Source organism: Vibrio variabilis (genome assembly GCF_003263785.1).
Taxonomy (GTDB): domain Bacteria; phylum Pseudomonadota; class Gammaproteobacteria; order Enterobacterales; family Vibrionaceae; genus Vibrio; species Vibrio variabilis.
In genome coordinates this window covers 162843-182675 of sequence record NZ_JYJK01000130.1, presented here as the reverse complement: position 1 = coordinate 182675, position 19833 = coordinate 162843, and the positions used below count along the sequence as shown (strand labels likewise).

Below are 19833 nucleotides of genomic sequence, written 5' to 3'. Positions count from 1 at the left end.
TATGATAGAAATCCAACGCCGTCCTGATGTCGATATTTCGATACTTCCTGACTCTATTCCTGCTTTGCTACGCCGTCTGTACATCAGCCGTGGCGTCAGTGATGTTGCTCAATTGGAAAAAGCGGCCAAAGGGCTGCACTCCTACCAACAGCTAGCAGGCATTGACGCCGCTGTTGAGCTGCTGTTTGAGGCGATTGAGCAGCAAAAACGCATTATTGTCGTCGGTGACTTTGATGCTGATGGTGCAACGAGTTCTGCGCTTTCTGTGTTGGCTCTTCGAATGCTAGGCAGCCGCAATGTGGACTATTTAGTGCCTAACCGTTTTGAAGATGGCTATGGCCTAAGCCTGAGGTGGTTGATCAAGCTATCGAGATTGGCGCTGAAGTCATCATGACCGTTGATAATGGTGTCTCTTCGATTTCCGGGGTGCAGTACGCCAAAGACAATAACATCAAGGTGTTGGTGACTGACCACCACTTACCAGGTTCTGAGCTGCCGAATGTGGATGCCATGGTCAACCCCAATCTCAACGAGTGTGGGTTTCCATCGAAAGCACTTGCCGGTGTTGGCGTTGCATTTTATCTGATGATGGCACTTTGCGTTTATATGAGAAAGCGCAATTGGTTCGCCGAGCAAGGTATGGCTGAGCCAAAACTGATGGAGCTGATTGATTTGGTGGCGCTCGGTACCGTTGCCGATGTGGTGGCTTTGGATGAGAACAACCGCATATTAGTGCACCAAGGCTTACAGCGAATTCGAGCAGGCAAAGCCAGACCCGGCATTCAAGCTTTGATTGAAATCGCTAAGCGCGATGCAAGAAAGCTGGTGGCATCCGATTTTGGCTTTGCACTGGGTCCAAGAATCAATGCGGCAGGTCGTTTGGATGATATGTCGTTCGGTGTTGAGCTTTTAATGTCGGATAACATCCACGCTGCTCGTCGTATGGCCAGTGAGCTTGATGGACTTAACCAGACACGTAAAGACATCGAAGAAGGCATGAAGCAAGAGGCATTGGCATTTTGTGAGCGCTTGCAAATTAGCGATAAGGCGGCGCTGCCCTATGGTCTAGCGCTGTTCCAGCGTGACTGGCACCAAGGTGTGATTGGTATTTTGGCCTCGCGTATCAAAGACAAATTCCACCGTCCGGTGATTGCGTTTGCCGATGGTGGTGAAGGGACGATCAAAGGCTCTTGTCGCTCTATCCAAGGCCTGCATATGCGCGATGCCCTTGACCGTATTGATACCCAGAACCCGGGGTTGATTTTGAAGTTTGGTGGTCACGCGATGGCAGCCGGTCTTACTATTATGGAAAAAGACTTTGAGCGCTTTAGTAAGCTGTTTGATGAGGTGGTGCGTGAAGAGCTAGGTGATACCGCGCTAAAAGGGATTATCTTGTCAGATGGCGAGTTAATGCCGGAAGAGTTTTCCATGCATACAGCAGAGCAGATCCGTGCTGGAGGTCCTTGGGGGCAAGCGTTCCCCGATCCTGTGTTTGATGGTGAGTTTAAAGTGCTGCATCAAAAGTTGGTGGGTGAAAAACACCTCAAGCTGATGGTTGAGCCGATGCACAAAGGGTTTGGCACCAACATTATGCTGGATGCGATCGCCTTTAACGTGGATCTGCGCCGCTGGCCAGATGCCTCGGTGAAAACGGTCACTCTCGCTTACAAACTGGATATTAACGAGTTTCGTGGAAACCAGTCGCTGCAACTGATGGTCGACCATATTGAGCCTCGCTAGGGGCTTAATATTTCGGTCAAGGAAAATCGATATTTTCCTGTATCTTCGTCACATTTTTGAGTAGAATTCTGCGGTTAAATTCTACTCATAAATGCTGAGCAAATATGTTTGAAATCAATCCTATCAAAAACCGCCTACAGGATGTGTCTGAACGCACAAATATCCTGAGGGGGTATCTTTGACTATGACGCTAAGAAAGAGCGTCTAGAAGAAGTCAACGCAGAACTTGAACAACCGAATGTATGGAACGAGCCTGAGCGTGCGCAAGCACTCGGTAAAGAACGTGCCTCACTGGAAGCGGTTGTTGAAACCATTGATCTTCTTGACCAAGGTGTAGAAGACGTAGACGGTCTTCTTGAGCTTGCGGTTGAAGAAGAAGACCAAGAAACCTTCGATGAAATTGAACCAGAACTTGCTGAACTGGAAGCCAAGCTAGAGAAGCTTGAGTTCCGCCGTATGTTCGCCGGTGATCACGATGCGTCAGATTGCTACATCGACTTGCAATCGGGCTCTGGTGGTACCGAAGCGCAAGACTGGACTAACATGATGCTACGTATGTATCTTCGTTGGGCTGAAGCGAAAGGCTTCAAGACAGAAATCATCGAAGTATCAGAAGGTGAAGTGGCAGGCCTTAAAGGCGCGACTGTGAAGGTATCGGGCGAGTATGCTTATGGTTGGCTGCGTACAGAGACAGGTGTTCACCGTCTAGTTCGTAAGTCACCATTTGACTCAAGCGGCCGTCGTCACACTTCATTTGCGTCTGCGTTTGTGTATCCAGAGATTGATGACAACATTGATATCGAGATCAACCCGTCTGATCTTCGTATCGACGTTTACCGCGCATCTGGTGCGGGTGGTCAGCACGTTAACACCACGGAATCTGCGGTTCGTATTACTCACGTTCCAACGAACATCGTGGTTCAGTGCCAGAACGATCGTTCTCAGCATAAAAACAAAGACCAAGCGATGAAACAGCTGCGTGCAAAACTGTTCGAGCATGAACTGCAAAAGCAAAATGCAGAGAAGCAAGCGAACGAAGATGCGAAATCTGACATCGGTTGGGGCAGCCAAATTCGCTCTTACGTACTTGATGATTCACGCATTAAAGACTTGCGTACTGGCATTGAAAACCGCAACACTCAAGCGGTTCTTGATGGCGACTTGGACAAATTTATCGAAGCTAGCCTAAAATCAGGCCTGTAAGCTTTTCACCACTTTTAAAACAGGATACATCGAAAAATGACTGATGCTGTTCAAAACGAAAACGCACAAGAAGCCTATTCACCTGAAGAAAATAAGCTAATCGCTGAGCGCCGCGCAAAACTGGATCATATCCGTAAAAGCTGCAAAGCGAACGGCCACCCAAATGATTTCCGTCGTGAGCACTTAGCGGGCGACCTTCAAGCGGAATTTGGTGAGAAGACGAAAGAAGAACTAGAAGAGCTAAACCACGTAGTGGCAATTGCAGGCCGTGTTATGGCTAAGCGTGGTCCATTCCTAGCGATTCAAGAAACGTCAGGTCGTATCCAAGCATACGCCGCAAAAGATGTTCAAAAAGAGCTAAAAGAGAAATACCAAGGCCTTGATATCGGTGACATCATCGGTGTGAAAGGTGCACTGCACAAGTCTGGTAAAGGCGATCTTTACGTGAATATGGAAGAGTACGAGTTGCTAACCAAAGCACTTCGTCCACTACCAGAGAAGTTCCATGGTCTCACTGACCAAGAGATGCGTTACCGTCAGCGTTACGTTGACCTAATCGTTAACGAAGACTCTCGTCACGCGTTCATCATTCGCTCTAAGCTAGTATCGGCAATTCGTAACTTCATGAGCTCGAAAGGCTACCTAGAAGTTGAAACGCCAATGATGCACGTAATTCCTGGCGGTGCGACTGCGCGTCCATTTATCACGCACCACAACGCGCTTGATATCGACATGTACCTACGCGTTGCACCAGAGCTTTACCTAAAACGTCTAGTGGTAGGTGGCTTTGATCGCGTATTCGAGATTAACCGTAACTTCCGTAACGAAGGTCTATCGCCACGTCACAACCCAGAATTCACAATGATGGAATTCTACCAAGCGTACGCGGACTACAAAGATCTGATGGATCTCACTGAAGAGATGCTAAGCACGGTAGCGATGGATGTTCTAGGTTCAACGTCAATGCCTTACGGCGATGAAATGGTTGAGTTTGGTGGCACATACGCTCGCATGAGTATGTTTGAAGCGATCAAACACTACAACCCTGATCACGCTGAAATCCAAGCGCTAACAGAAGAAGACCTCACTAACCGTGACAAGATGGTTGCAATTGCGAAATCTGTACACGTTGAGGTTGAGACGTTCTGGACATGTGGTCAGCTTCTTGAAGAGATCTTTGGTGAGACGGCTGAGCCTCAGCTCATCCAGCCAACGTTCATCACTGGCTACCCAGCAGATATCTCTCCACTGGCGCGTCGCAGCGATGACAACCCATTCTTCACTGATCGCTTTGAGTTCTTCATTGGTGGTCGTGAAGTGGCGAACGGCTTCTCTGAGCTTAACGATGCAGAAGACCAAGACGCACGCTTCAAAGCACAGATGGATGCGAAAGATGCGGGTGATGATGAAGCGATGTACTACGATGCCGACTACATTACTGCACTAGAGCACGGCCTACCGCCAACAGCGGGTCAAGGTATTGGTATCGATCGTCTAGCGATGCTATTTACTAATACGCACACCATTCGCGACGTTATCCTCTTCCCAGCGATGCGTCCTCAGCAGTAAGTTCTCTGCTAAGGTTATGATTTCCTACAAAGCCTCTCTTCGGAGAGGCTTTTTTTCATGCCAAATTTCCTTGAATGTTTATAGAAAAGTCATAAATCGTGCACTAGTCTTATTTATGAGACACCTCTGTACGTTTTAAACGCGATTTGTGTGTTTGATAGATAGGTTTATTTGCATAGAATTAATCTGTTGAATCTAAAATAATAATAGGAATGATGTAATGGGAACCGAATTTCGGATGGATTCAATCCCCGGCTCTTTAGTCGTGGTGGGGGAGTTTACGAGCCTTGGCTGTCTGTTCTGGAGCAAGCAGGTTGGCGCTGCACGCAATGTTCTGATCTTCGCAAAGCCGATGCGCTATTTTCTGAGATTGGACCATGTATTGGTATTGTCGATCTCACAAGGGACGATTTTAGTTTAAATGGCATTGCGAAGCTTGTTAGCACGCATAAGCAAGTGCGTTGGATTGCTTTTATTCGAGAATCGCAGCTCAGCTCCGATACTATTTGCCAATTTATCGTCAACTTCTGTATCGATTTCTTCACTACACCAATTCCAGACTCAAGGCTGATGAGTACCATAGGTCACCAGCTTGGCATGCTCAAATTGGAGCAAAAAGTTTGGCCGCACAATGGTAACGACAATGATCTAGGCATAGTCGGGCAATCGTTGCCCATTAGACGACTACGTGACCAAATTCGTCGTATTGGTCCAACAGACGTGAGTATTATGATCCACGGTGAGGTTGGAGCGGGTAAGGAGTCGGTCGCCAAAGCGATTCATCGCTGCTCAGCTCGCTCGCAAAAACCGTTCATTGCTGTCAATTGTCGTGCGTTCTCGGATGCTCGGTTCGAAAACGAGTTTTTTGGTATGCATGACGCTTCCCAGAGTTCATTGCTGGATCAAGCATCAGGCGGCACCATTGTCCTCAACGATATATTTACCCTGCCACCCAAGCAGCAACTGAACTTATTGAAGTTCTATCAAGATGGACAAATTGAAACCGCTAAAGGCATCAAAGAATTTGATGTGCGTATTTTAGCGGCGGATTCTTCAGATATTGAGAAAGCCTTGGGCGACGGTACCTTTAATGAGGAGCTCTTTCACTGCATTAATGTGCTAAGAATTAATGTCCCTAGCCTTAAAGAGCGTGCGACAGATATTGCGCTATTGGTCACTCATTACATAAACCAATTTTCTAAAGAATTTAATTCGCCTGTGAAGTCCATTGACGACGATGCAATTAAGTCACTGACTTATTATCATTGGCCTGGAAACGTGAAAGAGCTAATGAATCAGGTAAAGCGCGCAGTATTAATGACCGAAGAAGAGGTATTAGCGAAAAAACATTTTGAGCTACCGGGCACCTTTTCAGGCAAACGTAGCCTGAAGAGTATTCGTGAACGCTCAGAGCGTGATGCGCTTATTTTGGTGCTCGATAGTCACAACGGGCAGGTAACGCAAGCAGCGAAAGAGCTAGGTATTTCACGTGCGACCATGTACCGCTTATTGAATAAGCACAACTTGATCACAGAAGAGACGATGTAGCTCAAGGGCTGGACTTTGAACAACAAAAGGTGCTTCGGCACCTTTTTTGGTTGAATAGGTACCGTTTTTAGGGGGTTGCATTGCAATTACATGTAAGATTGATGCAGCTCGCACTAATTGAGCTTGAAATAATATCAGGTTGTATTTTGCTTAAATAAAATAAATCACCGTACTTTGGTGGGTGATTGACTAAATATTCGGCACTAAAACACTCGTGATCATCATCACTAGAGTATTCATTTGTTTTTCACTTTTTTGTATATGTTTTGTTGATTTAATAAACGAACTGCATAAGAATTAACCGTGAGCGAGACGCTCACTTACCCAAATTTCAGGATTAATCAAGTTAGTATGGAGGCACAGAAAATGATGAATCGTATTTCTTTTATCAACGCTCGTGCTGTTCGCCGTACTGATGCTGATCATATGTGTGGTCTAGTTTTGACCGCCACCGTCGCCGATAAACCGGTAGCAAATTCAGCACAAGCTTAATTAATCCGTAACCTTATGAGGCTGCGGAAATAGCAGTCACATAAGGGTTTTTATATCTTTCCTAGACCGCTATTTCTCTCCTCTTTATTTCTTAATCTGGAGATTATTATGCGTACTTCTGTATATCTAACTATCGCAACTTGGCTAATCAAAGCAGACATTCAAAAAGAAGAGCGTGAGTGGAAAAGACGCTACCGTCGCAATGCGTATCAACTACCACTTCACAGCGAACACCTGCTAAGAGACATCGGCCTAGACAAAGAGGGTCGTCCACTTGGTCATGTTGCTGCTCCTCAAGTTGTCGCTAAGCGTAAAGCTCGTCACCTGCGTCGAGAGTTGCAGTCAAGATTAGCTACGTAACTCAAGGCGGGCAGTGTCACTGCCCGCCGATGACTCGAGATAGCGAGGTTGGATCATATTTCCATTCCTCGCACACAGTAAAAAGTAAGATTAGGGGCAAGGGTTTGAATACCTTGCCCTATTATTTGTAGCTCTTCTAACAGTTCATCGGACAAGGTAATGTCAATACTATCGATATTACTTTTCAGTTGGTCGAGGTTGGTGGCACCAATAATATTGGAGGCGACAAAAGGACGTTGATTCACAAATGCCAGCGCCATTTGTGATGGATCTAGACCGTGTTTATGGGCAAGATCCACATAGGCTTGAGTCGCTTCGATACCCTGAGGCGTGAAGTAGCGAACAAAGCGTTCAAATAGGCTACAACGTGCGCCTTCTGGTCTCTGTCCATTGAGGTATTTACCGCTCAAGCAGCCGAAGGCTAATGGCGAGTAGGCGAGTAGCTCAACCCCTTCATGATGACTGATTTCCGACAGTCCCACTTCAAAACTTCGATTAAGCAGGTTGTACGGGTTTTGAATGGAAACGATTCTTGGCAGGTCGTGCTTTTCCGCTAACTTGAGCAATGTCATTACGCCCCATGGTGTTTCGTTCGATACGCCAATGTAGCGAATTTTCCCTACCTTAATCAGCTCGTTGAGTGCTTCGAGCGTTTCAATCAAGGTGACTTCTTCATTGTCGTCAGGATAAGGGTAATTGAGCTGGCCGAAACAGTTGGTTTTACGCTGAGGCCAATGAAGCTGATAAAGATCGATATAGTCGGTTTTTAATCGAGTGAGGCTGTCATCAAGCGCTTGATGGATGTTGCGGCGATCTAGGCTCATATTTTCGCGAATGTAAGGGACGTTGCGCGGGCCTGCGACCTTGGTTGCCAACACGACTTTTTGTCTTTTATCAGAATGCGATAGCCAGTCACCGATATAAGACTCAGTTAACCCTTGCGTGTTTTGTTTGGGCGGAACTGGGTACATCTCAGCAGTATCGATGAAGTTGATCCCGCGTTCAACGGCATAATCAAGTTGTTCAAAGGCTTCTTGCTTGGTGTTTTGCTCACCGAATGTCATGGTTCCCAAACAGATTTTACTGACTTCGAGCGAAGAGTGAGGGAGCTTGTGGTATTTCATCGAGCCATCCTTGCTTGTTGTTATTTGATTCCACTATACCCCGTTTTTATAAAAGATCTGCTCATTTTATGCGCAACTGGCTGCGCTTTGGCTAAACTGATAGTGATAAGTCACGCATTATCCACAAAAGCAAAGGAGGTGGACTATGCAAAAACATCAGCTCGATCGTTGGATACACGGACATCACAAAGAGAGTTATAAACCACCTAAGGTGTTTGTGATCGGTTGTGCTGATATTTCACACTATTTACTTGCAGTGGAATACAAGCACAAACTCGAACCCATTAAACAAGATGATGAGCCTATTCATTACGAGTCATTAGATTCTGTAAAAGAAGCACTGACACGTCTCGGTGTGGAGAAGGCCTATCTGAGGCTTCACAACGCATATGATGAGTGCGGCAGCGCAGAGATGAATCGCTACTGCGATATTGAACTCAACTTGCACTAAGCATTAGGCTAAATCAGGCAAAGTAGGTTTCTAAGATATAACCTGTAAAGCTCGCTCTGAGGTAAAAGCCTCGGGCAGGGTCTTTATTGGTTGTCCATTGGTGCCATACGCTTCCGTCTTCGCTCGGCTGTTGGCCGCTTTTGGCCTTATTTGCAGCACTTCACCGCTTCTGGCGGTAATTTGATTAACATCACCGAGTGCAATCAAATCCATAAGCTCTTCCCAGTCGTTTTTGAGTAAAGTCTCTTCTTGCAACGATGGACTCCAGATAAGCGGTGATCCCACACGCCTCTCTGCGACAGGGATTTCACGCTCACCCTCTACAGGTAGCCAAAGGACTCGCGACAGTTTGTTGCGGATATGACTGGTTTCCCAAGTTAACCCAGTGATCCCTGTTAATGGGGCGACACAAACGAAGGTCGACTCTAGTGGTTTGCCATTGTAGCCAATTGGGATGCTTTTTAGCTCGACACCAATTTCAGGAAAATCCTGTACAGGCTTGCTACCCGCCGTTGCACCGAGGTGCCATTCCAGCAACTGACCAACCCAACCTTTATCCCGCTTGAGATTATCAGGTACACGCATGTTGGCTTGTTTGGCAAGATCGCCAAAGCTCATACCAGCGATTTGACGGGCGCGTTTTAACAGTTCGGCTTCGGATTTTGGTGCTGTGTTCATCGGTGTTAATGTCGCTGTTTTTTCTAACCGCCGCTAGTTTAACATGAGTACGAGTTCTATCTCTGTACAAAAAAGGATCACTTCGCTGAAAACTTGATCTATTAAATAGTTATCCACAACAATGACGCCTAAATGACACTAAAAATGAATGCATGGATAAATAATCAGTATATTTACCCCGACAAACTGCTTGAAATATCGGGCTTTGTATGAAAATTGGCAAACCTAATGTGGATAAACTACTCTGTGGTGGATCTTTGACCGATCTGAGTGGTGGCAAATCATAATCATAAGAACTACGAATGAGATATGACGATTGTGTGTTTAAGTGTCTGTTTATTAGGTTTTTATTTTCATCCTATATTTTGGGTACAGTTTAGTAGGTTCTGGTTTTTCTACGATTTTTCCGAGAGATCAACGATTCTGCACACAGTTATTCACAGAAAAGGTGAATAAATGTGGCCTATGTCTCATTGTAGTGTTGATAACTACGGTGTTGTTCGAATCTTATCCAGTGAGCGACAAAGAAGTGGTAATTGTTCAAATTTACACATCCATAAGTTTGCTCAAGTTGGGGATATGTGGAAAAATCAAGGTAATGAAAATTTAATTGAGGTTGGCCAGTGATAGATGGCGATGGTTACCGACTTAATGTTGGTATTGTAATCTGTAACAACCATGGTCAGGTCTTCTGGGCTAAACGATACGGACAACACTCATGCAATTTCCTCAGGGCGGTATTGACGAAGGTGAATCCGCCGAAGAAGCCATGTATCGAGAACTGTACGAAGAGGTGGGATTGACTAAAAACGATGTTAAAGTCGTTGCGGTCAGTCGCCACTGGCTAAGATATAAGTTACCTAAGCGTTTGGTGCGCTGGGATTCGAAACCAGTCTGTATCGGGCAAAAACAGAAATGGTTTTTACTGCGCTTGGACTGCGATGAGTCCAAGATCAATATGCAGCGCGGTAATACCCCTGAGTTTGATGGTTGGCGTTGGGTAAGTTACTGGTACCCAGTTAGACAAGTGGTTTCGTTCAAGCGTGATGTCTACCGCCGTGCGATGAAAGAGTTTGCGTCGCTAGCAATGCCGTTTAAAGAACGAAAATTTAAAGGCAAAAGAAAGCATCGAAGAGGGTAAGTATGCTATCGCAACTAAGGGATATAGTTGAGCACGTCTCAAAAGTAGAAGACGTGCATGCAGCCCTCGAGATGTTAGTGCAGCAAACGTGTTCAGCGATGAACACCGAGTGCTGCACCATTTATCTTGCCAACGACGATAAGCAGCGCCTTGAGCTCATGGCGACCCAAGGGCTTACCTTTCAAGGTGATACGATTCATATAGGCTTCAATGAAGGTTTGGTCGGCTTAGTTAAGCGTACCGCCGAGCCTATCAACCTGGCTGAGGCCGCCAAGCACTCCGCATTTAAGTTTTTCCCTGAACTGGGGGAAGACGTCTACCACTCCTTTCTAGGCACGCCTATTATCCATCGTAAGCAAGTGCTCGGTGTGTTGGTCGTGCAGCAAAAAAGCTCCCGTCAGTTTAGTGAAATGGAAGAGTCTTTTTTGGTCACACTGTCTGCGCAGATTGCGGTATTGATTGCTCACGCGATTGCCCAGGGGCATGGTTTTTTTGAAGACAATGCCGCACCTGTTATCAAGGGCATTGGCGCCTCTTCTGGTGTTGCGATCGGCCCAATTTGGTGGGACAACACTCAGCCAGATCTCAGTGACGTATTTCCTGCGTCTACGCTCGATGTGGCGCGTGAGCAAGAAATGCTTTCAGTTGCGATTGAACATGCATTGACGGACTTTAAGCGCATGCGTAAAAAGCTCGATTTGGAGCTCAATAAAGACGCGCTGGCGATATTTGATCTGTTTACTCACCTGCTCAACGATCCGATGCTGAGAAACGACCTCAAAGCGCAGATCCAAAAAGGAGACAAGGCGGATTGGGCGCTACGCCAAGTCGTTGAGAGCTACGCTAACCGCTTTGCAAAAATGTCCGATGTGTATTTACGTGAGCGGGCGCAAGACATTAAAGAACTGGGTCAGCGACTGCTGTTCTTCCTTCATGACACCGAGTACCCCATTCACGAGTTTAACGAGCCCGTGATTTTAGTAGTTCGAGAGCTGACGGCTTCCATTTTAGCCTCTATTCCAAAAGAGCAATTGCTTGCGGTTGTGTCGCTGGAAGGCGCCGCTAACTCGCACGCGGCCATTTTGTCCAGAGCCATGGGTATTCCAGCGGTTATGGGGGTGAATACCAATCCGGAGCTGCTTAGTGGCAAGCTCGGTATTGTGGACGGTTACAGCGGTGAAATATTTCCAAACCCTAGCCAAGAGTTGTTATTGGAATACCGTGAGCTGGTCAGTGAAGAGTCAGAACTGTCACAAATGGTGGAGTCGACGGCCGATCTTGAAGCCGCCACTAAAGATGGTCAGCGTATTCAAGTTATGCTCAATGCGGGTCTTAGCGCTGATACCAGTATTTCTATCAACAAAAACGTTGATGGTGTTGGCTTATACCGAACGGAAATTTCATTCTTATTGCAGCAGCAGTTTCCATCGGAAGAAGAGCAGCTTCATCAATATCGCTCAGTGCTAAGCGCTTACTCGAATAAGCGAGTTGTCATGCGTACACTGGATATTGGTGGTGATAAAGCATTGCCGTATCTGCCCATCGATGAGGACAATCCATTTTTGGGTTGGCGTGGGATCCGTTTTACCCTCGATCATCCTGATATCTTTTTGATTCAGTTACGTGCGATGCTACGTGCCAGTATTGGCATCGACAATCTGAGCATCTTGCTGCCGATGGTCTCTTCGGTTCAGGAATTTGATGACGCGGCCACCCTGATAGAACAAGCTTATCAGGAAGTGCATGATGCGTATCCAGAAGTGAAAAAGCCACAAATCGGTGTGATGATTGAAGTCCCATCGATGCTGTATATTTTGCCGTTTATGGCTGAGCGAGTTGATTTTGTTTCCGTGGGCACCAATGACTTAACTCAATATTTGTTGGCGGTTGACCGCAATAATGCGCAAGTGGCCGACATCTATGAAACGTTGCATCCCTCGGTGCTTGCGGCAATGAAGCATATTTTTGCGACTTGCCGAGCTTATGACTTGCCGGTGTGTATCTGTGGCGAGTTGGCAGGTGACCCTATTGGCGCGCTTTTACTCGTTGGCTTAGGTTACGATACCTTGAGTATGAACACCTCTAACGTGGCAAAAGTGAAGTACTTGCTTGCGCAGAGTTCGCTCGATGAGCTTAAGCAACTTGCTGACAAAGCGCTGATGCAACCCTACGGAAAAACTATCTACAATCAAATGCGCGATTTCTTTGAGGCCAAAGGTCTTGCAGGCTTTATCCGTGCAGGTAAATTTTAACTCTTATATTTTGGTCTTGTTGTGAATTACGAATTGATATTGCTGTTGCTACTGCTTGGTGCCGTGGTAGGAACTATGTCGGGCTTGCTGGGGATTGGTGGCGGTCTGATTGTTGTACCTGCGCTGGCGTTTTTGCTGCCTAAATTTGGCATTGGTAGTGAGCTTGTTATGCACATCGCGCTGGCGACCTCGTTGGCTTCGATCATTATTGCCTCTGGCTCATCGGCGATAAATCACCTAAAGCTAGGCAATGTTGATTTGTTTGTGATTAAGTGGCTTATGCCGGGCGTGGTCATCGGCGGATTCGCTGGCTCTTACATCGCAGAGTGGATCCCTTCGCATTACCTCCCAAAAGTATTTGCTTTTATCGTGTTGATGTTAGCGATTCAAATGTTCTTATCGATCAAATCTCAAGCGGTACGGAATCTGCCATCTCCTTTGATCACCACGTGTTGCGGTGCGGGAATTGGCATGGTGTCGAGTCTTGCGGGCATCGGTGGAGGCTCGATGTCGGTGCCTTTTTTGAGTAAACATGGCGTTGAAATGCGTCGTGCGGTGGGTTCTTCTTCGGTTTGCGGTTGTGTGATTGCACTGGCAGGCATGTTAGGCTTCGTGTTTCATGGTGCAAAGGTTGAAGGGTTGCCCGAGTTCAGTATCGGTTATGTTTACCTACCTGCTTTGTTTGCGATTGCTGCCACTTCAATGGTGACGACGCGATTTGGTGCCAAGTTGGCGACGACGATGCCAACACCGAAACTTAAAAAGATTTTTGCAGTCTTTCTATTGTTTGTGGCATTTTCTATGATGTTTTAGCCCCATTATTTAATAACTTTAAGTGAGCGTTTTATGTCTCAGGGATATATCCAGTTTCCAAATATTGACCCTGTTCTGTTTGAGTTAGGTCCACTATCTGTCCGTTGGTACGGTTTGATGTACTTGATCGGTTTTGCTTTCGCTTTGTGGCTTGCAAACCGCCGCGCAGATAAGGCGGGGTCAGGTTGGACTCGAGAGCAAGTGTCGGATCTTCTGTTTGCCGGCTTTCTTGGGGTGGTTATCGGTGGTCGTGTCGGCTACGTATTGTTTTACGGCTTTGAAGAATTGCTACAAGACCCGCTTTATCTATTCAAAGTGTGGACGGGTGGCATGTCATTCCATGGTGGGTTGCTGGGTGTGATCACCGCGATGTTCTGGTATGCACGTAAAAACGGTCGTACCTTCTTCAATGTTGCTGATTTTATTGCGCCATTAGTGCCGTTTGGCTTAGGTATGGGACGTCTTGGCAACTTCATGAATAGTGAACTGTGGGGACGAGTAACGGATGTGCCATGGGCGATCATCTTCCCAAATGGCGGTCCATTACCACGCCATCCATCTCAGTTGTATGAGTTTGCACTAGAAGGTGTGGTTTTATTCCTTATCTTGAACTGGTTTATTCGCAAACCTCGCCCAGAAGGCTCAGTCTCTGGCCTGTTCTTGCTTGGTTATGGAACCTTTAGATTTATGGTAGAGTACGTGCGCGAGCCTGATGCTCACCTAGGTTTGTTTGGTGGATTTATCTCAATGGGTCAAATCCTTTCATTGCCAATGGTGATCATTGGCGGTTTGATGGTCGCGTGGGCTTATAAAGTCAACGGTGCAACCGCTCCAAAAGTATCGAAGTAATAGGAATTGTCGTGAAGCAGTATTTAGACTTATGTCAGCGAATCGTTGACGAGGGTGTTTGGGTTGAGAACGAGCGCACAGGTAAACGTTGTTTAACCGTGATTAATGCCGATCTGACTTACGATGTTGCTGGTAATGCCTTTCCATTGGTCACAACTCGCAAGAGCTTTTGGAAAGCAGCCGTCGCTGAGCTACTTGGCTACATCCGCGGCTATGACAATGCGGAAGATTTTCGTAAGTTGGGCACCAAAACATGGGATGCCAATGCAAATCTCAATGAAGCATGGCTAAATAATCCTTATCGTAAAGGTGAAGATGATATGGGACGTGTGTACGGTGTTCAGGGGCGAGCGTGGGCTAAACCGGACGGTGGCCATATCGACCAGCTTCGCAAGATTGTTGATGACCTTTCAAAGGGGGTTGATGATCGTGGTGAAATTCTTAATTTCTACAACCCAGGTGAATTTCACATGGGGTGCCTACGTCCATGTATGTACAGCCACCACTTCTCTCTACTGGGCGATACCCTATATCTAAACAGCACTCAGCGCTCCTGTGATGTGCCGCTTGGACTTAATTTTAATATGGTTCAGGTGTATGTGTTCTTAGCCATTATGGCGCAAATTACGGGCAAGAAGCCGGGTCAGGCTTACCACAAGATCGTCAATGCACACATTTATGAAGACCAGCTTGAGCTAATGCGTGATGTGCAGCTTAAACGTGAGCCTTTGGCCGCGCCAGAGTTCCGCATTAACCCTAAAATTAAGTCACTAGAAGACTTAGAAACTTGGGTAACGCTGGATGATTTTGAAGTGATAGGTTACGAGAGTCACGAGCCGATTCGTTATCCGTTCTCAGTGTAGCGTTTCGCGTAAGGAATCGAACAAAAACGCCGAGCAGGTCAGTCTGCTCGGCGTTTTTTGTGACCAGATAGTCGCTTTGCTACGGAGTAATAGCTTCGTTACCAGCTAATGGCTTCACGTTCGGTAAAGAAGCCTGCAGTTGGACCATCATCTTCTAGTGTCGCTAACCAGATCGCTGTGTCGGCACCTTCACGTGGCGTTTTCAGCTTCACGTTGTCCCCATATTCGGGAAGCTCGTCTAGGTTCATGCCAGAATCGACCCAGCCAGGGCAGTAGGAATTCACCTTAATCCCAAATGACTCAAGCTCTTTGGCAAACAGGACAGTATTGGCATTGACGCCAATTTTTGAAGACTGGTAGGCTGCGCAGACATCGTCTCTCCATGGAGAGTGCATATTGGCGAGCTGAGAAAGTTGCGCTGCTTGACTCGAGACATTGACCACGCGTGCCCCAGTGGATTTTTTCAGCAGCGGGGTCAAGGCTCGTGTAAGTAAGAATGGCCCAATCTGATTGACTTCAATCACTCGTCGATAGGTATCTTCATCGATCAGCGATGGATGCTTGCCAAAATCCGCTAAGATCGAAGCGTTGTTGACCAACACATCCAAACGACCAAATTCATCGTCTATCTTATTGGCGATAGCTGGAAACATAGAAGACATCGCAAGATCGATTTTGACGTGCGACGCGAGATAGCCTTTGTGGCGGAATTCATTGGCGAGGGCGCTGCAAGATTGGATGTCCGCCATGATCACGTGAAAACCTTGTTCCATGAGCATTTCAGATGTGGCGAGACCGATCCCTTGAAACGCACCGGTAACGAGTGCGATTTTGTGCATACTGGACCTTTTCGTCGAGTTTATTGACTGCAGTCTATCGCTGGGAAGAAAAGGATGGCAGTAACACAGGGGGATGTTACCTCTAAGTAACTGCCAAAATGTGAAGGTAAAACGTTAGTCGTAGTAGTACTCTTCAGCAATTTCTTCGTCGATGATCTCTTCTTCGACAATTTCTTCCTCTACCACTTCCTCAGCCACGATTTCGTCTTCTACTGCCACGTCAGTAACCACTTCACATGCTTCTTCATCGTAAGCACCATCTACGGTACCCACAACCGCACCTGTACCGCCACCGATCGCAGCTCCGGCCGCTGCGCCGCGACCACCATCAACAATGCCACCGACAACCGCGCCTGTAATTGCACCATCTACGGCGCCATCGATAGCACCTTCTGCGGTTTGGTCACAGTAGTAAGCAAAGCTAGGTGAGGCGATCAGTGCGCTGAGAAGTAGAATTTTTGTTTTCATGACAGAGTCCTATACATAGTGATTGCGTAATAGAGTAAACAAGGAGCTAAACTTCGGTAAGTTGGTCAGCGTCAATCTTGGGTCAGTTTCTAGTTGGGGTATTGTTGAGCTGTATTGACGGCTAGCCTTAGTGGGTAATGTGTCAATAATAGGATGCAAAGACTCACAGTAGGTTGTCACTTGCGAAGCGTTAAGCGGTTGACTCATAATAAAATGACGAAGACAAAGGAGAGCAAAAATGCGAGCGTATGTATGGATATTGGCAGCATTGCTAGTGGGCTGCAGTAGCGGACCTGATGAGATCAAAGTTGCCGATGAAAAGCTATTAGTGAGCTATCAGGATGCGAGCCCTGATGCTACGCCTTTTAAAGGCCAACCTGCTCGTTGGGGGGAGTCGTGGCAAAGCTTACCAATCCATCTGCAAGTAGTAGTGAGCTACAAATCAGTTATTTTGAACTGGATGCGAAGGGGCGACCTGATGAGACCCGTCAGGGAAGTAGCCGTTTTGTTGTCAAAGTAGAGCGATTTTTAGATCCGAAGATCTTTGTACTCGGTAAGCCGATGACGTTTGTCGGCACGATTGAAGGCCAAACGGATATTAAAGTGGGTGAGCAGACCCTTTCTGTCCCAGTGCTAAAGGCATCAAACTACTACCTTTGGACGGAAGATAAACGCATTAAAACCTACTATGTCGGCGACCCGTACTATAACTACTACTATGATCGCTATTATTACTGGGACTACGTCGACGAAGCCGATCTTATCGAGCATTACGATGCGTACGATGCTTATGACGCCTACGATTATGGTGACTTCTAAACAACAAAAACGCTCAGCAGGTGCTGAGCGTTTTTTTATTGTTGCCATAAAGTGGCGCTAGTGAGCTTATCGTTAAGCGGTCAGCGCTAGAATAGAGCCCGGGATAACCACAAAGATAGACACTAGGTAACCCGCAACAACGGCCTTGTTCTTGATAGCCATATCAGAGATAAAGTCGGCGCCTTTTACTGGCAGTTCACGCAGGAACGGAATACCGAAGATAAATACCGTTGCCATAATGTTGAACACTAAGTGTACCAAAGCAATCTGCAGAGCAAACACAGCGTACTCACCAGATACCGCAGTTGCAGCGAGTAGACCCGTAATACAAGTACCAATGTTCGCACCTAGCGTAAATGGGTACACGTCACGAACTTTAAGAGCACCAGTACCTACTAGTGGAACCATTAAGCTGGTGGTGGTAGATGAAGACTGAACCAGTACAGTCACGATAGAGCCAGATACGATACCGTGAATTGGACCACGACCAATTGCGTTCTTCAGAATCTCACGAGCACGGCCAACCATTAGGCTCTTCATGAGCTTACCCATCACAGTGATGGCAACGAAGATAGTTGCGATACCAAGCACGATAAGTAGTACACCACCAGTCACACCACCAAATGCACTTAGCGGCTCTTGAATCGCGCTCACTACTGGTTTGGTGATTGGTTTGATGAAGTTAAGCCCCTTCATGCTCATGTCGCCTGTTGCCATCATAGGCGATACCAGCCAGCTAGAGATCTTGTCTAGCACGCCGAACATCATTTCCAGTGGCAGGAAGATAGCCACAGCAAGCAAGTTGAAGAAGTCGTGAATCGTTGCACTTGCAAAAGCGCGCTTAAATTCGGTGTTACAACGAACGTGACCCAAGCTTACTAGGGTATTGGTTACCGTAGTACCAATGTTAGCACCCATGATCATTGGGATTGCTGTTGTAACAGGTAGGCCACCGGCTACCAGACCAACAATAATAGACGTAACGGTACTAGAAGATTGGATAAGTGCCGTAGCAACAAGACCAATCATCAAGCCTGCAACTGGGTGAGAAGCAAACTCGAACAGCACTTTTGCGTGCTCGCCAGTCGCCATTTTGAAGCCACTACCTACCATAGAAACAGCAAGTAGCAATAAGTAAAGCATGAATGCCAAGTTAGCCCAGCGCAGCCAACGCGTCGTAGTCGACATAGGAGTCGTCGCTGTAGTTGCTTGGTTCATCATAGTTTTCTCCGTTTGGCCTTGGTTAATCTATCTGCGGCCTGTTGTTGAATCTGACGCGATAGTAGAACTCGAATATTACAGAAATATGACGAAACTATTTCTATGTGATTTAAGTGCGATCATCGGTTGATTTTTGTGCTGTAAATTTGCATTTACGCATTTAACTTATTGATATCAAAGGGAGTGATTCTTTTTGAGAAAAAGAGATTAATCTGACACTATTGATGAATTAAATCGATTTATATTGACCACTTTGTCATTTATATGACAGTAGTGTGGCGAATGTGACAGTGCTTGTTTCGTAAAAAAGATGGGTAATTTGTTTTTGACATCGGTTATATCGAATATTGTTGATGTGGCGAGATTTTGCTATAAAAGAGAGTCACTCAATTTAGGCGATTTAGCATGTCTCATCTCAACTACAACCATTTGTACTACTTCTGGATGGTGTGCAAACAAGGTTCCGTTACCAAAGCGGCCGATGCGCTGTTTTTGACTCCACAAACGGTCACCGGTCAAATCAAAGCGCTGGAAGAGCGTATGGATGGCAAACTGACGAAGCGAAATGGTCGAAGTGTTGAACCCACTGAGCTTGGACAACTGGTCTATAAATACGCCGATCGAATGTTTGGACTGAGTTATGAGATGCTGGACATCGTTAACTACAGCCAGCGCTCCAATCTATTGTTTGATGTTGGTGTCGCGGATGCACTGTCTAAACGTCTCGTCAGTAAGATTTTGATGACGACCATCCCTGAAGATAACAACATCCATCTTCGCTGCTTTGAATCAACACACGAAATGCTGCTAGAGCAACTGGCTCAGCATAAGCTGGATATGATTCTGTCTGATTGTCCAGTGGACTCCAGCCAGAGTCCGGGGTTGTTCAGTAAAAAACTGGGCGAAAGTCGTATGAGCTTCTTTACTTCAGGGCATTTGGAGAATGTGCGTTTTCCTGAAGTGCTGGAACAGACCCGGCTTCTTATCCCAGGTAGCCGTACATCCATGGGTCGTAAAGTGATCCAATGGTTTGACCAACAGGGGATCCAGCCGAATATTTTGGGTGAGTTTGACGATGTTGCGTTGATGAAGGCCTTCTCTATGTACAAAGACGATGTCATCTTCCTCGCACCGAGTATCTACATGTCGGAAATAAAAGATAAGCGTAACTTGCAGTTGATTGGAGATATTGAAGACATTAAAGAAGAGTATTACGTAATCTTCGCAGAGCGAATGATCCAACATCCAGCGGTAAAAAGTGTCTGTGAAGCCGATTTTACTGATCTGCTTGCGTTTTAAGTTTAGAGTTAGTTATCAATTTACTTATTTCAACAACAGTTAATTAAACAAAGCGTTAGCATGCGCGGGCTAACCATGTAAAATGTGTCGGAAATGGCCAGTGT

Annotated in this window: 14 protein-coding genes and 5 pseudogenes; 14 read left to right on the top strand and 5 right to left on the bottom strand. The window is 46.4% G+C overall.

The features are described 5' to 3' along the window. Window position 1: 1 nt before the first annotated feature. The 6 genes and pseudogenes from recJ to TZ48_RS22155 all read left to right on the top strand — a co-directional run bounded on the left by recJ (window position 2) and on the right by TZ48_RS22155 (window position 6912). A pseudogene (gene recJ, locus TZ48_RS22175) lies at window positions 2-1740 on the top strand (single-stranded-DNA-specific exonuclease RecJ). A gap of 104 nt (window positions 1741-1844) precedes the next feature. Continuing rightward, a protein-coding gene (gene prfB, locus TZ48_RS22170; RefSeq protein ID WP_112480780.1) for a peptide chain release factor 2 occupies window positions 1845-2943 on the top strand; the annotation gives its coding sequence in 2 pieces (ribosomal slippage) (window positions 1845-1919 and window positions 1921-2943; 1098 coding nt in all). A 36-nt stretch (window positions 2944-2979) separates the two neighbouring features. Continuing rightward, window positions 2980-4512 (top strand): lysine--tRNA ligase, encoded by a 1533-nt coding sequence (lysS, locus tag TZ48_RS22165; RefSeq protein WP_112480778.1) that lies wholly within the window; start codon window positions 2980-2982, stop codon window positions 4510-4512. A gap of 220 nt (window positions 4513-4732) precedes the next feature. After that, a pseudogene (locus TZ48_RS22160) lies at window positions 4733-6060 on the top strand (sigma-54-dependent transcriptional regulator). Window positions 6061-6426: 366 nt separating this feature from the next. After that, complete coding sequence (locus TZ48_RS26020) at window positions 6427-6552, top strand: hypothetical protein (protein WP_275426473.1); 126 nt, start codon at window positions 6427-6429, stop codon at window positions 6550-6552. Window positions 6553-6660: 108 nt separating this feature from the next. Then, window positions 6661-6912 (top strand): DUF1127 domain-containing protein, encoded by a 252-nt coding sequence (locus TZ48_RS22155; RefSeq protein ID WP_112480776.1) that lies wholly within the window; start codon window positions 6661-6663, stop codon window positions 6910-6912. Between the two features lie 90 nt (window positions 6913-7002). On the opposite strand, the pseudogene TZ48_RS22150 reads toward TZ48_RS22155, so the two are convergent. Next, window positions 7003-8036 (bottom strand): annotated as a pseudogene (locus TZ48_RS22150) (NADP(H)-dependent aldo-keto reductase). Between the two features lie 145 nt (window positions 8037-8181). Between TZ48_RS22150 and TZ48_RS22145 the strand changes: the two are divergent. Then, window positions 8182-8487, top strand: coding sequence for a DUF6482 family protein (locus TZ48_RS22145; RefSeq protein WP_112480774.1), 306 nt, complete (start codon window positions 8182-8184; stop codon window positions 8485-8487). A 13-nt stretch (window positions 8488-8500) separates the two neighbouring features. Here the strand turns inward: TZ48_RS22145 and mutH are convergent. Beyond that, window positions 8501-9165 (bottom strand): annotated as a pseudogene (mutH, locus tag TZ48_RS22140) (DNA mismatch repair endonuclease MutH). Between the two features lie 623 nt (window positions 9166-9788). Between mutH and rppH the strand changes: the two are divergent. From rppH to TZ48_RS22115, 5 genes and pseudogenes are all read left to right on the top strand, one after another. Beyond that, window positions 9789-10306, top strand: a pseudogene (rppH, locus tag TZ48_RS22135) (RNA pyrophosphohydrolase). A 2-nt stretch (window positions 10307-10308) separates the two neighbouring features. Then, window positions 10309-12558, top strand: coding sequence for a phosphoenolpyruvate--protein phosphotransferase (gene ptsP / locus TZ48_RS22130; RefSeq protein ID WP_112480773.1), 2250 nt, complete (start codon window positions 10309-10311; stop codon window positions 12556-12558). A 21-nt stretch (window positions 12559-12579) separates the two neighbouring features. Further along, window positions 12580-13371 (top strand): sulfite exporter TauE/SafE family protein, encoded by a 792-nt coding sequence (locus tag TZ48_RS22125; protein WP_112480771.1) that lies wholly within the window; start codon window positions 12580-12582, stop codon window positions 13369-13371. A 33-nt stretch (window positions 13372-13404) separates the two neighbouring features. Continuing rightward, entirely contained in the window at window positions 13405-14220 is an 816-nt protein-coding gene (gene lgt / locus TZ48_RS22120; RefSeq protein ID WP_112459577.1) for a prolipoprotein diacylglyceryl transferase, read from the top strand. Window positions 14221-14231: 11 nt separating this feature from the next. Further along, the gene (locus tag TZ48_RS22115) at window positions 14232-15083 is read left to right on the top strand and encodes a thymidylate synthase (protein ID WP_112480769.1); all 852 of its coding nucleotides are present in this window, start codon (window positions 14232-14234) and stop codon (window positions 15081-15083) included. Between the two features lie 98 nt (window positions 15084-15181). Here the strand turns inward: TZ48_RS22115 and TZ48_RS22110 are convergent, their stop codons facing one another. Beyond that, complete coding sequence (locus TZ48_RS22110; protein ID WP_112480767.1) at window positions 15182-15922, bottom strand: SDR family NAD(P)-dependent oxidoreductase; 741 nt, start codon at window positions 15920-15922, stop codon at window positions 15182-15184. Between the two features lie 114 nt (window positions 15923-16036). Next, window positions 16037-16390, bottom strand: a complete 354-nt coding sequence (locus tag TZ48_RS22105; protein WP_112480765.1) for a glycine zipper domain-containing protein — start codon at window positions 16388-16390, stop codon at window positions 16037-16039. Window positions 16391-16774: 384 nt separating this feature from the next. Here TZ48_RS22105 and TZ48_RS22100 point away from each other — a divergent pair, with 384 nt between their 5' ends. Beyond that, entirely contained in the window at window positions 16775-17209 is a 435-nt protein-coding gene (locus tag TZ48_RS22100) for a Slp family lipoprotein (RefSeq protein ID WP_112480764.1), read from the top strand. Window positions 17210-17281: 72 nt separating this feature from the next. On the opposite strand, the gene TZ48_RS22095 is transcribed toward TZ48_RS22100, so the two are convergent. Then, window positions 17282-18427: a Na/Pi symporter gene (locus tag TZ48_RS22095; protein ID WP_162631235.1), complete on the bottom strand. Its 1146-nt coding sequence runs from the start codon at window positions 18425-18427 to the stop codon at window positions 17282-17284. A gap of 408 nt (window positions 18428-18835) precedes the next feature. Here TZ48_RS22095 and nhaR point away from each other — a divergent pair, with 408 nt between their 5' ends. Continuing rightward, complete coding sequence (gene nhaR, locus TZ48_RS22090) at window positions 18836-19729, top strand: transcriptional activator NhaR (protein ID WP_112459583.1); 894 nt, start codon at window positions 18836-18838, stop codon at window positions 19727-19729. The last annotated feature ends 104 nt before the right edge of the window (window positions 19730-19833 follow it).